Origin of the sequence: Ferrovum myxofaciens (assembly GCF_013181415.1) — a bacterium.
Taxonomy (GTDB): Bacteria; Pseudomonadota; Gammaproteobacteria; order Burkholderiales; family Ferrovaceae; genus Ferrovum; species Ferrovum myxofaciens.
Genome location: NZ_CP053676.1, coordinates 1,561,860 through 1,574,915, shown reverse-complemented (window position 1 = coordinate 1,574,915; position 13,056 = coordinate 1,561,860). Strand labels below are relative to the sequence as shown.

Genomic DNA, 13,056 nt, shown 5'->3' with positions numbered 1-13,056 from the left:
GTGCGGCTCTGGTTTCAATTGGGCGTCATTCGTTGCCATTGCCCGTCCGTATTGCGCTGGTAGATGCCTCCGTGTTCGTCGTCGATTTGAAAAAGGAACAGCCATCGATTCTCGACGAGTTCGCGCACGAGCTCATGTTTGGCAATGATTCGATCGATCTCTGCTTTCGGCGCTTCGAGAAATACGTTCAATCGCAAGGGTTCATGCACCCACCGCTTGCCATCATGGAGCGACTGCAGCGGAAGGCCGACACGCAAGTCACCCCCATTGCCTTCGAATACGCCGATGGCTCCGCCCACGATGTTGTGCAGCACTTTATTGCCGCTGCCGAATCTTTGGTTGTCAACGACGGATCCGTAATACTGCATGTTGATCCAGTTGGCGACCACCATCGGTGCGGTCATGATGAGTTCCAGAACACCGAAGCCTTCATCCTTGCGCCACTCGTAGTCATGCAAAAATGCCCTTCCGGAAAGATCAATGCCTGTGGTTCTGGAACGGGGTGCAGCAATGAACGCGGCATTGCCGGCAAGACCCCATTCCGGAAAAACTTGCGACCAGTCCCGGCTGCGTTCATGGATCAGCGAGTCGACGATCTCTGGAGACGGATTCGAGATGCCAAGCAAATGGGACCGTTCCATGCGTGCCAGTTGTCCGGCTTGAGCGAGCCACTTGCTCAGTTGTTTCAGATCGGGTGCGTGAGTCGATTCCAGCCCTTCGATGTCGAACAAGGTGATCTTGTCAAGGGTCGTGTCATGCAACGCAGGTACAAACCGGGTATCCGACGGTATGGAAATGCCCTTCTGTGCAAGTTCTTTGCGCACTTTTGGATCATTCAGCAATGCAGCGATGACCCGGGCGCTGACTTCACCGGTCTGGCCTGCACAAGCCCCGCAATCAAGTCCTGTGGCATGAGGATTGTTGACTGTGCTGCTTCCGTGCCCAACCAGCAAAATCAAGCGTGCGAAATTGCTGGTCATCGACATGGCCTTTAAAATCATTTCTGCCGAGGCGCCGCGATTTTCCATGGGGATACCCACTGTCGGGTTCTGGGTTGATTTCTGTCGGGTTTGGGTTATTTCATGCCCATGAGAGACTGCCTCCAATGTTGGAGCGAGACGGTTGCGTAACTCGGAGGCGATTCCTTTGGTCTCTGGATGGGGCACGGTACGGCTCCACCCGAAACTGTCGCCTAGCAGTTTCGGGCCATAAAGCAGGCCCGCCGATTCTACAAACGAAAAACAGGAAGAGGGTGAACTCTTGAAAGCTTTCCAGGTATTGGCGCTGTGCAGACGCTGATGGCGGCGGTTGATGGCTTTTCCCACTTCCTGGTCGCTGGCCCCGTGAATATGCTCGTGGACCCGGTAGCCGGGCGTCAGTAGCACAGGCATGTGCATCCGCGCATCAGATGCCCCTAAAGGTACATATTCCATGAAAGCGCCAAAAAATCCGGCAAAGCCCACGGTTTGCACAGTGGGGGCAACGGTTTCCAAACCCCTGCGAAACACTTCCGATCGCACATCAATGCAGAATGCGGCCTGCACGGCGGGACGGACAGGGTCAGGCTTCGTTATTGCTTGCCGGGCAGGGTTGGCAAGTTCCGCAATGATTTTTTTCTGGTAACCCAGTTCAAAAGCCGTTTGCAGCACAAAGTCCATTTGCATATGAGCTTGCGTGCTGCGTGCAGGGGCTTGCCCCATGGTTTGCACCGCATGCCGCCAGGCATCCTCCAGTTTTGGAGTCTGCCGCGTATTGAACAGAATCAGTTCCCAGGCAAGCCGGATGGCCAGCAGATCGACGATGGAGTCCTCCTGTCCTCCCACTAATTCCTGTTCCCAGCGGAGGTAACGTGTCCATGCTGCCCAACCGCCGATATTCAGTAAGGTGGCATGAAGAAAATCATCCGTCCTGTCCGTTGGGATGCTGAGTCTCTGTAGAGCCAGAGCAATCGTGTCCATAGGCAGATCAGGCAGTGCTGCGATTGCGCTCCTGATCTCCCGCAAGCCCATCATACCGGGGGCCAGATCAATTTCTGCAAAATGGCGCCATGCCTCGTAGAGAGACTCTTTCCGCCAGGGCATCGGCCAGATGGCCTGGCCTTGATCGAAATAAGCGGCAGAAAACTGGCTGATTCGTTCTATGACAAATCCGGTCCATGAAGTACCGTCCAGGTCTTCAAGGACATTTGAAACCAGTGCAATTTGGCCTATAGGGGGAGAGGTATCGCTGGCGATGGCCTTTTCCAATGTGGCGGTATCGAGCGCGAGGCCATGTTGCCGGAGTGACTGTTCCAGGTCAGTGCGAGCAATGCGACCTGTGGAGATTTGCTCCTGATAGTAACGCCGTGGCATGACCAGAGGGGAACCTGCCGCTCTGGCGAGGGTTTCGCCGGCCTGCTCGAAATCCTGATGACGCAGGCCAAAATAGGGGCTGACCGCCACGAAGGCGTTAAGTGGCCAGAGCGGCACGATCCGCTGGCATGCCGATTCCACCACGGCTTTAAGCGAAGCGGAGTTATAAACAACACGGATCCTGCTGATTGCATCGGTATCGTCAGCATTGAAGTCCATGGTTCTGACAGTTGAGTGCAAAGGAATGCTTGTTGTGCGGTTCATGATTGGACTCCTTTCGGTGGCGCATGGGGAACGGCTTGTGTTGGCCAAAAGCGTTGCAACAGCCGCGAGAACGGAATATCGACATACAATCCGTTATAGAGATGCACGTAGGTCCTGCGTGCCATCGGGTATTTCGCCAAGTTGGGCAAGTTCTGCTGAATCAGGAGGATGGAAAAAAATGTCAGCATCACCAGTCCGACGAGGGCGAATTGAGTGGGACTGGTGACCATTCGTATGGCCGGGAGGCTTGTTTCCAGCATGAAATGAAATGCGGCATGCAGGCTGAAATAAGCGGTACAGACCAAAGCGCTGAGACCGGCCGTACGTAGGGTGAACGCAGCCCCCATCCCCGCCTTGAAAGACTGGAGCAATAGTTGAGTCATGGCCACAGTGACGATTGTGCCCAATGCATAGAGAGCGGGCTGACTCTCCAGCGCCACTCCAAAGGCAGCACCGACACCGATTGTCATGAGACTCGCGAAGGCGAGTACGACGAGCCACTGCCAGAAAGTTGGTGTGGACTGGGCGGAGCGCACGGCTGGTGCGCGGAAGATATCCACGCCGCTGCCCGAGGATAAAAAGGCATGCGCCTTATATAAGGAATGCGTCACCAGGTGCAGCATCGCCAGGCTATACAACCCAAGACCGCATTCCAGCAACATGAAACCCATCTGGGCAGTGGTCGTCCAGGCCAGGAATACCTTGATACTGGTTTGGGTCAGCATGATCAACCCGGCAGTAGCGATCGTAATGAGGCCGATGATGGCCAGGGCGTTAGAGGCGTTGACGGACTGGGACATGAGCGGGCTCATGCGAATGATCAGAAAAGCTCCTCCATTGACAATGCCCGCATGCAACAGGGCCGACACAGGGGTAGGGGCTTCCATTACCTGGATCAACCAGCCTTGCAGAGGAAATTGAGCCGATTTCAGGGCTGCGGCCAGTACAATGAGCCCGCTAGCCCATTGGAGTGCGGCTGGCAACGGTCCGGTCATTGTTGCCATGGTATGAAAAACCGTCTCAAACTCCATGGTGTGCAGGGTGGAGCCGATGAGCAATACGGCGATCAGCAGGCCAACCTCGCCAACCCGGCTGGCAATGATTTTTTTACGCGCTGCGAGTACGGCGCCCGTTCGCTCCGGATAGAACATCAGGAGGTGATGCAAACAAAGGCTGGTGGTCATCCATACCAAGACGAACATCAGCATGTTGCCGGAAATGATCAATGTCAGGATGGAGGCGAGCGTGAGATTCAGCCAGGTATAAAATCGCCCCTGATTTTTTTCTCCTTGGAGATAGTTGCGCGCGTAGCGGGAGACCACGAATCCGACGAAAGAAACCAGAGAGAGCATTAACACCGTGACTGCATTGATATAGATGCTCAGGGCTAATGCCCCCATGTTTCCGGGCAATGCAAAGGAGAACGGGGTCACCGTCAGTGAGTTCCCGTCGGCCGCATACAGTAGTGCGGCAAGGGCCGCGCAGATGAAGGACAACCCAGCGGCGCCGTTGCTTAGACGTGCCATACGCTGGGCATGTTCGCCAGACAGAATGCTCCCGAACATGCCCATTACCCAAAGTAGCAACGGTACCGCAGAGATGAGTGCAAGGATAATGAAATTCAGATTTGATAGCATGACAATCTCCGTATATAACATGGTTGAGATCCTCTTAAAGGGGGTTCGTCGACGCGCACAGGGAGCGATGTCTGAATTTCATTATGGCGAAACAATTCAATTAACAAAAGTTAAATGTGTTAATTATTATCATTTATAATAATTTAACGTAAAGTGATCCTGTTCCAAATTTGGATCTTTAGCAGGCTGCCGAAAAAGTCTGCGAATATAGGGAACTGGTAAAATCGAGGAGTTGCGGTTGATGCCAACCGGGCATCACAGCTTTCGCGTCAAGCCATGTAGAAGTTGGCGAATCGGTGCAGGGAGAGGATAGGTCATCAGTTCCGAAAGAGATCCCCAATGCCATGGGGAGGATGAAGAGGGAGGGACAGTGTCCCTGACCTTGAACGCACGGGGGGTCAGGTGCCAGTCAAAATGGGTGAGACGGTGAATGAAGGGAGGGGGTTCAAGTTCCGGATAGGGAGCGAGATCGAGAGTCAGGGAGTGACCGGCAGGCTGTGAGTCCATGATTTCCATGGGGAAACTCCATAATCCTCCCCATACGCCCGGAGCGGGGCGTTTTTCCATCAGCCATTGTCTCTCTGGCGTGCAAAGCAACAAGAGACGATGATGACGTTGGGAACGGACGGCTTTTCGGCGTGGGGTGGGATAACGCAGGGTTTCTCCGCGCAGGTATGCCTGGCATTGGGGCTGAAGAGGACAAGTCGTACATTGGGGGCGTGCGCGCGTGCAGAGCAGGCTTCCCAAATCCATCAAACCCTGAGTATAGGCTTCCAAATGCCGATCTGGCAGTTGAGATTCGGCCAGCGCCCATAACTCGGCGTCTCCCGGGTTGTCCAATGCAAAGAAACGTCCCAGAACACGTTTGACGTTCCCATCCAGAATGGCTGCGCGTCGTCCAAAGGCAAATACGGCAATGGCGGCAGCAGTGGAACGCCCAATGCCGGGAAGTTTTTGTAGTTCTTCGGGGGATCGAGGAAAAAATCCCTGTTGAACGATTTCCTGAGCCGCACGGTGGAGATGACGGCCACGGGCATAATATCCCAGTCCGGCCCAGTGGCCCAACACGGTTTCCAGGTCGGCTCGGGCCAAATCCACCACATCGGGAAAAGCGGTCATGAAGCGCTGGTAAAAGGGAATGACCGTGCCGACCTGGGTCTGTTGCAACATGATTTCCGAGACCCAGATCCGGTAAGCTTCCTGGGTGCCTTGCCAGGGCAAGTCGTGGCGACCGTGTTGATGTTGCCAGGCCACCAGTATTTGCGCGAAGAAAGTCGAGGGGGGCGCGGGACAATTCATGGTAAATCGGTTAGAATCCGGGTTCAAGTTCGGTGCGGGTGTAGCTCAATGGCAGAGCAGAAGCTTCCCATGCTTAAGACGAGGGTTCGATTCCCTTCACCCGCTCCAGTCATGCCAAGACCATGATTCCGTCCATTTCCACCAAAGCCCCACGAGGTAGCGAGGCCACGCCCACGGCGGCACGGGCGGGATAAGGGCTGCTCAAGTGCCGGGCCATGGCCTCGTTGACTTTGGAAAAATTCGCCAGATCCGTGAGGTATACCGTGACTCGAACCAGGTTGTTCAAACTTCCCCCTGCGGCCTGGGTGACTGCCTGCAGGTTGGTCAGAACCCGTTCTATTTGGGCATCGATGCCTTCTTCCAGGATCATGGTGGTGGGGTCGAGCCCGATTTGACCCGACAGATAGACGGTGGAACCCACCTGAACAGCTTGGGAATAGGTACCGATGGCGGCGGGAGCGGAGGAAGTAGATAAAATGGTTTTAGACATGGGGCTCCAGGGGGATTTTATACGCGGGTGAGACGGACGACATCGGGATTTTCCCGCAAATTCTGCATCAAAATGGCCAAATGTGCACGATCCTGCACTTGAACCGTAAAATTGATCTCACTATAGGTACCATCGGCCTTGGCAATGGTGACGCTGTCGATATTCGAGTGCGCCTCGGCAATGGCCGAAGCAACCGTGGCCAGAACGCCACGACGGTTGAGTACCAGTACCTTGATCGCCACTTCGAACAGTTGACCGCTATTGTTTTCCCAGGCCACATCCACCCATTTATCCGGGTCGGTGCGAGATTGACGGATATTTTGGCAATCCTGGGTGTGAATCAGTAATCCCTGACCTTTTTTGATCAGTCCGATAATCGGATCTCCCGGAATGGGACGACAACAGGGAGCAAATTGCACGGCCATGCCCTCACTCCCGCGAATGGTGATGGAAGTGCGCATTTCGGGCGTAGGGAAAGTATCCCCATTTTTGGGCAGAAAAGATCTGGCCACCACGATATTCAGACGTTTTCCCAAGCCAATCTCGGCCAACACTTCTTCCCGAGTCTTGCAACGATCTCCTTTCAGAAGTTGTTCCCATTGATCCGTCGTGAGGGTACCCGGGTCTGCATTGAGGGCGCGCAGGGCTTGATGAAGCAGGCGTTCTCCCAGAACTTCAGCCTCTTCGTGGCGCAGGGTACGCAGATAATGACGGATTTTGGCACGGGCCTTGGCAGTGACCACATAATTGAGCCAGGCGGGGTTGGGGGTGGCCTCGGCTTCTGTAATGATTTCCACCCGATCTCCATTGTTCAGGATGGTACGGAGGGGGGCCAATTGATCGTTGATCTTGGCAGCCACGCAGTGATGACCGATATCCGTGTGAACGTCGTAGGCAAAGTCCACGGCCGTTGCCCCCCGTATCAGGGATTTGATGGTTCCCTTGGGGGTGAAGACATAAACGGCATCGGGAAACAAATCGACTTTAATATGTTCCAGAAACTCTGCTGCATCACCACTTTCCGATTGATATTCGAGCAATGACTGGAGCCATTGATGGGTTTTTTTCTGGACATCGCTCAAGGGGGTGTTGGAGGACTTGTAGAGCCAGTGGGATGCCACACCGGATTCGGCAATCTTGTGCATGTCCCGGGTGCGGATCTGGATTTCCACGGGGGTACCAAAAGGACCGAACAGAGTGGTGTGCAGGGATTGATAGCCATTGGATTTCGGAATGGCGATGTAATCCTTGAATTTTCCGGGAATTGGCTTGTAAAGCGTATGCAATGCGCCCAAGGCAAGGTAGCAACTGGACAGATCCGGTACGATGACTCGAAAACCATAGATGTCCTGTACTTGCGAAAAGGACAGGGACTTTTCCTGCATTTTCTGATAGATGCTGGACAGATGTTTTTCCCGTCCCTTGATAGACACGTCCAGACCGAAGGAGGCAAGGCGTTGTTCCAACGCAGTCAGAATCTTGCCTACCACCTCGCGCCGGTTGCCCCGTGCCGCTTTGAGCGCTTTACTCAATACAGTATAGCGATTGGGGTAAAGGTAACGAAAGCCCAGGTCTTCCAGTTCCTGGTACAGTTTGTGCAGTCCCAGACGGTTGGCAATGGGGCCATAAATGTCGAGGGTTTCCCGTGCAATGCGCCGTTGTTTATCAGACTTCATGGCCCCCAAGGTGCGCATGTTGTGCAGCCGGTCTGCCAGTTTAATGAGAATGACGCGCACATCCCGGGCCATCGCCAACAGCATCTTGCGAAAATTTTCGGCTTGGGCCTGCTGCTCTGTCTGGAATTCCAGACGATCGAGTTTGCTGACTCCCTCTACCAGTTCGCTCACCGAATGGCCAAACTGTTCCATGATTTCCTGGGCGGTCGTGCCCGTATCCTCGACCGTATCGTGGAGCAAGGCGGCGCATAAGGCTTGAGGGTCGAGATGCCATTCCGCCAGAATGACGGCAACGGAGAGAGGGTGGATGAGGTACGGTTCACCACTTTTTCGGAACTGCCCCTTATGGGCGCAGGCTGCCAGGTGGAACGCCTGCTCCAGCAGTTCGAGATCCGACGGGCGCAGATAGGTGGTGGCCACCCGAAGCAGAGGTTCGGAAGTCAGAATCTCGGAGGGGCTGGGCTCGCTCACCAGAGTCGGATCAGACTTTGTCGATGACTTCTGGCCCGGTTTTGCCTGCAGCGAGTTCGCGCAGCGCAATGACAATGGGTTTGTTGCGTTGCGGATCAACCCGGGGTGGGGAGCCAGAAGCAATTTGACGGGCGCGTTGAGTGGCCGCCAGGGTCAACTCGAAACGGTTTTGATTGGAATGCAGAGAATCGTCCAGCGTGATGCGTGCCATGGTCAGGGTTCCAGGAGAGAGAAATCTAACGCGTTAAAAGTGAGGCATAACGGGGATACTGACAGGCGCGCCGACACCGTGCAGCGCGCAGGATGGCCGCCAGATCCCTGAGGGCCTCATCAAAATCAGCATTGATGATAGCATATTCAAACTCATTCTCGTGGCTCAGGTCATCCTGCGCCAGGGACAGGCGCATTTCTATGGTCGCAGGATCATCCTTGCCCCGTCCCTGCAGTCGGTTGCGCAACGTTTCGAGGGAGGGAGGGAGGATAAAAACCCCCAAAGACTCCGGGTAGAGTTGGCGGACCTGGCGGGCACCTTGCCAGTCGATTTCCAGAATGACGTCAAAACCCTGGTTCTGCAAATCTTCAAGAGACTGACGCGTGGTTCCGTAAAAATTTCCATAGACTTCTGCCCATTCCAGAAACTGATTTTCTGTGCGTAAGGCCAAAAAGGCCGCAGGGCTGACAAAATGATAGTCCTGCCCTTCGACTTCACCCAGACGCGGTGCACGGGTCGTATGAGAAACGGACAGGCGGACCCGGGGGTCCTGTTTCAGAAGCGCAGCGATGAGACTGGACTTACCTGCACCTGAAGGGGCAGTGACAATGAATAACTGACCGGGCAGTGAGGGATCGGTATCGGACATCATTATTCCAGGTTCTGTACTTGTTCGCGCATTTGCTCGATATGCAGTTTGAGATCAAGGGAGACAAGGGACAATTCCGAGTGAAGGGCCTTGGAACCCAGAGTATTGGCTTCACGATGCAATTCCTGCATCAGGAAATCGAGGCGTTTACCGCTTTGCCCACCGGCCTGGACGACTCGGATCACCTCCTCGAGGTGCATGTCGAGACGGGAAAGTTCCTCGGCGATGTCAATTTTTGCCGACCATTGGGCAACCTCCTGCAGCAGGCGGTCTTCATCGACGCTCGCCAGTGATTCGCGCAGGCGCTGGGTCAGTTTTTCCTGGTAGGCGCAGACCAGTGCGGGCATTCGTTCCCTGAGGGGTTGGATTCGTGCGCTCATGGCCTGGGCATGGTCCAGCAGGAATTTGCCCAATTTTTGTCCTTCCCGGCTACGGGTGGCACTCAAGGAATGAAGTGTGGTGCGGGTCAGGGATTCCACCCATTCATCTGCAGGCGCGCGCTCCAGAGAATGGGGCAGGACCCCGGGCCAATTCAGGATATCCGCCACAGACAGGGGACGGGCATCGGGAAAATCTTTCCGGATGAGGGCGGCAGCCACACGCAACTGTTCCAGGGTGTGGGTGTCCGGGGAGAGGGACTCACTCTTTGAGGGATGGGGTAGCCATTCGAGACGACAGTCCACTTTGCCCCGTTTCAGGGACTGGGATAGAAGTTCGCGCAGGCGCGGTTCACAGGGACGCAGGACATCGGGCAGGCGAAACTGCAATTCAAGGTAGCGATGATTGACGCTGCGCAGTTCCATCAGCAGGGTCCCATCGGGGGTCTCCTGAGAGCCGGAGGCAAAACCAGTCATGCTGTACAAGGTATTCAAGGGGGCGTATCCTTCAAAACGGAACGATTCGATGACTGCGGGCTATCATACTCTAGTTGCATCCTGTGCTGTAGCCCCCTAGAATCGGGGTCCAATGACTTTATCGTGAGAAGAGAACCCTCTATGCGTCCCAGCCAACGTCGAACCGATCAGTTGCGTTCTGTCGAGTTCTTGCGCGGATTCACCAAACATGCAGAAGGCTCGGTTTTGGTGGCCTTCGGAGATACCCGTGTGGTGTGCACGGTGAGCGTGGCGGAAGGAGTTCCCTCCTTTCTCAAAGGACAGGGCAAAGGTTGGGTGACAGCGGAGTATGGCATGTTGCCCGGTGCCACCCACACCCGCTCCCGGCGTGAAGTCACCCTGGGCAAGCCCTCCGGGCGTTCTCAGGAAATTCAACGTTTGATCGGGCGCTGCCTGCGTGCCGTGGTGGATATGGAAGTGCTCGGTGAGCGAACGCTGCATGTGGACTGCGATGTCCTTCAGGCCGATGGAGGTACCCGTACGGCCAGTATTACCGGGGCCTATATCGCCCTCGAGGACGCAGTGAGCAAGTTGCTGGAGAGGGGGATACTGGATCAGTCGCCCATCCTTCAACCCGTGGCGGCAGTCTCGGTGGGAATCTGGCAAGGAGTCCCTGTTCTGGATCTTGACTACGAGGAAGACAGCACCTGTGATACGGACATGAACGTGGTGATGACTGCCGATGGATATTTCGTGGAATTACAGGGTACCGCCGAGGGCGTCCCTTTCCGGCGAAACGAGGTGGATGCGTTGCTGGACCTGGCATCCAAGGGATGTCGGGAGTTGATCGGGTTGCAGATGCAGGCCCTGGAAACTGGTTTGGTCGCAGGATGACAGAGGGGCGTGAGGTCGTTCTGGCATCCTCCAATCCGGGCAAGATCCGTGAATTTGATGCGCTTCTTTCACCCTTGGGTTGGAAGGTAATCGCCCAGAATGATATGGGGATCGAGGGGTCTGACGAACCTCATCGGACTTTCGTGGAAAATGCTCTGGCCAAGGCGCGGCATGTGGCCCAACGGAGTGGGCGCCCGGCCTTGGCGGATGACTCGGGACTCTGTGTGCCTTCGCTACAGGGTGCACCGGGAGTGGATTCGGCCCATTATGCTGGTCCTCAACGACAGGATCAGGATAACAACCAGGCGCTTCTGCGTGCTCTTTCCGGGAGTACCGAACGTCGTGCCTTTTATTATTGTGTTCTGGTCTGGGTGATGCATGGGGCTGATCCAACGCCTTGCATCGCCGAAGGACGCTGGTTTGGCGAGATTCTGGACGCGCCTCGGGGTGCGGGCGGATTTGGCTATGACCCCCTGTTCTGGGTTCCCGAATGCGGGAAAACCGCGGCTCAAATGACGCTGGCCGAAAAGAATGCCCAAAGTCACCGTGCACGCGCCTGGCAATCACTGTTGCCCTTTCTGCAGGCATGAGACTGACGCCTCCCCTGTCGTTGTATCTGCATGTGCCGTGGTGTGTTCGCAAATGTCCCTACTGCGATTTCAATTCCCATGTCATGCCAACCCGGTTGCCCGAAGAACGTTACTTGACGGCTTTGCGCCAGGATCTGGAGATGCAGTTGCCCCGTATTTGGGGACGCACTGTGGAAACGGTGTTTTTTGGGGGAGGAACGCCCAGTGTCTTGTCGCCGGAAGGAGTGGGACGTCTGCTCGAGGAGATCAGGGCTTTGGTGCCGCTGGCGGCAGGAGCTGAAATCACCCTGGAGGCCAATCCTGGCACGGTGGATGCTGAACGATTTCGTGCCTTTCGCGCCGCAGGCATCAATCGCCTGTCCGTGGGGATTCAAAGTTTTTCGGATGACCAGTTGAAGTTGTTGGGGCGCATACACGGGTCATCGGAGGCGCATCGGGCAGCCGAAGCGGCTGCCACTCATTTCGAGCGGTTCAATCTGGATCTGATGGTGGGGTTGCCCGAGCAAACCATTGAAGGGGTTTGCGCAGACGTGGCCCAAGCGCTTCAGTATGCGCCTTCGCACTTGTCCTGCTATCAATTGACTCTGGAACCTCATACCCCGTTTTATCATCACCCTCCTCCTTTGCCGGACGCGGAAACGCTGGATCAGGGGGAGCAGGCTGCCCACGCGATTCTGATGGCGGCAGGGTATGAGCCCTATGAAACCTCCGCTTGGGCACGAGGGGGGGATTATTGCCGACACAACCTCAATTACTGGCGTTTTGGAGATTATCTGGGATTGGGGGCGGGGGCACACGGTAAATTGACCGGTCCTTGGGGTATTGAGCGTCAGCGCCGGGCTCGACAGCCTGAGGCATACATGCGCGCCGTGGAACGCGGAACACCAGTAGAAGAAGTACAGAACGTGACCGCGCAGGATATTCCCTTTGAATTCATGATGAATGCCCTGCGTTTGTCCAAAGGTGTTCCCCGAGAGATGTACGAACGTCATACCGGGTTATCTTTGCAGGGACTTCAACCTCTTTTGAGTCAATTGGAGGAGGAAGGCTGGTTGGAAGCCAACCCCCGCCGATTGTGTCCGACCTTTCGTGGGCAGCGCTTTCTTAATGATTTATTGCAACGATTTTTGCCATGAACAGACTTCAGCAGACGTCTTGTTCCTTGGGGTGTCTTTCTTGGGTATTTGATATTGACGGGGTACGCTGGCTGACTTTGACGGGAACTCCTGAGGCAGGATATCGCCAGGCGGCGACGCGTTTTTCGGCTCTGGGTGGGAAGGTTGATCTTCAAGTGCAGGAGGTTTGGGAAGAAGCGCTGCTTGCGGCAGTGGAATGCCCTACTGTGGTACGCCAACCCATTCCTTTGCACCTGTCAGGTACAGGATTTCAGCGGGCCGTGTGGGATGCCCTGTGTACCATTCCGGTAGGACAGTGGCGTACCTATGGAGATATTGCAGCGCTGATCGGACGGCCTCGGGCGGTGCGTGCCGTGGGTTCTGCCTGTGGCGCTAACCCGCTGCCTTTTCTGATTCCCTGTCACCGCGTGGTGGCGAGCGGAGGGCGCTGGGGAGGTTTTGGTTTGGGGCTTGATGTGAAAGAAGTTTTGCTTTTTCGGGAAGGGATGATTCCCGGGACTTCTGGCCAGATAAGTGCCCATGGTAGAATTCCCTTTTTATAGTCTGTTCGTTTCC

At 55.4% G+C, this 13,056-nt stretch carries 12 protein-coding genes and 1 tRNA gene; 5 read left to right on the top strand and 8 right to left on the bottom strand.

All coding sequences use genetic code 11. From position 1 onward, the window contains the following. Positions 1 to 14 precede the first annotated feature (14 nt). From HO274_RS07725 to mutY, 3 genes are all read right to left on the bottom strand, one after another. Positions 15 to 2,615, bottom strand: a complete 2,601-nt coding sequence (locus HO274_RS07725) for a YbcC family protein (protein ID WP_273118418.1) — start codon at positions 2,613 to 2,615, stop codon at positions 15 to 17. After that, positions 2,612 to 4,252: an NADH-quinone oxidoreductase subunit L gene (locus HO274_RS07720; RefSeq protein WP_273118416.1), complete on the bottom strand. Its 1,641-nt coding sequence runs from the start codon at positions 4,250 to 4,252 to the stop codon at positions 2,612 to 2,614. Before HO274_RS07720 ends, HO274_RS07725 begins: the two co-directional genes overlap by 4 nt. Before the next feature lie 255 nt (positions 4,253 to 4,507). After that, positions 4,508 to 5,551 carry an A/G-specific adenine glycosylase gene (gene mutY / locus HO274_RS07715; RefSeq protein WP_273118413.1) on the bottom strand — a complete coding sequence of 348 codons (1,044 nt, stop codon included), beginning with the start codon at positions 5,549 to 5,551 and terminating at the stop codon, positions 4,508 to 4,510. Positions 5,552 to 5,585: 34 nt separating this feature from the next. On the opposite strand from mutY, the gene HO274_RS07710 reads away from it, so the two are divergent. Continuing rightward, positions 5,586 to 5,659: transfer RNA gene (locus tag HO274_RS07710), tRNA-Gly, on the top strand. A 1-nt stretch (position 5,660) separates the two neighbouring features. Here the strand turns inward: HO274_RS07710 and HO274_RS07705 are convergent. The 5 genes from HO274_RS07705 to HO274_RS07685 are packed head-to-tail and all read right to left on the bottom strand — an operon-like array spanning position 5,661 to position 9,920. Continuing rightward, the gene (locus HO274_RS07705; RefSeq protein WP_031596500.1) at positions 5,661 to 6,041 is read right to left on the bottom strand and encodes a RidA family protein; all 381 of its coding nucleotides are present in this window, start codon (positions 6,039 to 6,041) and stop codon (positions 5,661 to 5,663) included. A 17-nt stretch (positions 6,042 to 6,058) separates the two neighbouring features. Then, positions 6,059 to 8,188 (bottom strand): RelA/SpoT family protein, encoded by a 2,130-nt coding sequence (locus HO274_RS07700; protein WP_273118407.1) that lies wholly within the window; start codon positions 8,186 to 8,188, stop codon positions 6,059 to 6,061. Between the two features lie 10 nt (positions 8,189 to 8,198). Next, the gene (rpoZ, locus tag HO274_RS07695) at positions 8,199 to 8,399 is read right to left on the bottom strand and encodes a DNA-directed RNA polymerase subunit omega (protein ID WP_273118403.1); all 201 of its coding nucleotides are present in this window, start codon (positions 8,397 to 8,399) and stop codon (positions 8,199 to 8,201) included. Between the two features lie 25 nt (positions 8,400 to 8,424). Further along, a complete protein-coding gene (gene gmk / locus HO274_RS07690) occupies positions 8,425 to 9,051 on the bottom strand; it encodes a guanylate kinase (RefSeq protein WP_227509432.1) in 627 nt (208 codons plus the stop codon). Next, entirely contained in the window at positions 9,051 to 9,920 is an 870-nt protein-coding gene (locus tag HO274_RS07685) for a YicC/YloC family endoribonuclease (RefSeq protein ID WP_227509433.1), read from the bottom strand. The genes gmk and HO274_RS07685 overlap by 1 nt, the downstream gene beginning before the upstream one ends. Positions 9,921 to 10,043: 123 nt before the next feature. Here HO274_RS07685 and rph point away from each other — a divergent pair, with 123 nt between their 5' ends. Genes rph through HO274_RS07665 form a run of 4 tightly spaced genes read left to right on the top strand, consistent with a single transcriptional unit; the run spans position 10,044 to position 13,043 of the window. Then, on the top strand, positions 10,044 to 10,775 hold the full coding sequence (gene rph, locus HO274_RS07680; RefSeq protein ID WP_031596492.1) for a ribonuclease PH: 732 nt from the start codon (positions 10,044 to 10,046) through the stop codon (positions 10,773 to 10,775). Next, positions 10,772 to 11,365 (top strand): RdgB/HAM1 family non-canonical purine NTP pyrophosphatase, encoded by a 594-nt coding sequence (rdgB, locus tag HO274_RS07675; RefSeq protein ID WP_273118397.1) that lies wholly within the window; start codon positions 10,772 to 10,774, stop codon positions 11,363 to 11,365. The genes rph and rdgB overlap by 4 nt, the downstream gene beginning before the upstream one ends. Then, positions 11,362 to 12,501 (top strand): radical SAM family heme chaperone HemW, encoded by a 1,140-nt coding sequence (hemW, locus tag HO274_RS07670; RefSeq protein ID WP_273118394.1) that lies wholly within the window; start codon positions 11,362 to 11,364, stop codon positions 12,499 to 12,501. Before rdgB ends, hemW begins: the two co-directional genes overlap by 4 nt. Beyond that, positions 12,498 to 13,043, top strand: a complete 546-nt coding sequence (locus tag HO274_RS07665; protein WP_051862097.1) for a methylated-DNA--[protein]-cysteine S-methyltransferase — start codon at positions 12,498 to 12,500, stop codon at positions 13,041 to 13,043. Before hemW ends, HO274_RS07665 begins: the two co-directional genes overlap by 4 nt. Positions 13,044 to 13,056 lie beyond the last annotated feature (13 nt).

Excerpts from the sequence above, each read along its gene's own strand:
- hemW (WP_273118394.1), top strand. The coding sequence starts at position 11,362 with ATGAGACTGACGCCTCCCCTGTCGTTGTATCTGCATGTGCCGTGGTGT.
- HO274_RS07705 (WP_031596500.1), bottom strand. The coding sequence starts at position 6,041 with ATGTCTAAAACCATTTTATCTACTTCCTCCGCTCCCGCCGCCATCGGT.
- gmk (WP_227509432.1), bottom strand. The coding sequence starts at position 9,051 with ATGATGTCCGATACCGATCCCTCACTGCCCGGTCAGTTATTCATTGTC.
- HO274_RS07720 (WP_273118416.1), bottom strand. The coding sequence starts at position 4,252 with ATGCTATCAAATCTGAATTTCATTATCCTTGCACTCATCTCTGCGGTA.
- rph (WP_031596492.1), top strand. The coding sequence starts at position 10,044 with ATGCGTCCCAGCCAACGTCGAACCGATCAGTTGCGTTCTGTCGAGTTC.
- HO274_RS07725 (WP_273118418.1), bottom strand. The coding sequence starts at position 2,615 with ATGAACCGCACAACAAGCATTCCTTTGCACTCAACTGTCAGAACCATG.
- rdgB (WP_273118397.1), top strand. The coding sequence starts at position 10,772 with ATGACAGAGGGGCGTGAGGTCGTTCTGGCATCCTCCAATCCGGGCAAG.
- mutY (WP_273118413.1), bottom strand. The coding sequence starts at position 5,551 with ATGAATTGTCCCGCGCCCCCCTCGACTTTCTTCGCGCAAATACTGGTG.
- HO274_RS07665 (WP_051862097.1), top strand. The coding sequence starts at position 12,498 with ATGAACAGACTTCAGCAGACGTCTTGTTCCTTGGGGTGTCTTTCTTGG.
- rpoZ (WP_273118403.1), bottom strand. The coding sequence starts at position 8,399 with ATGGCACGCATCACGCTGGACGATTCTCTGCATTCCAATCAAAACCGT.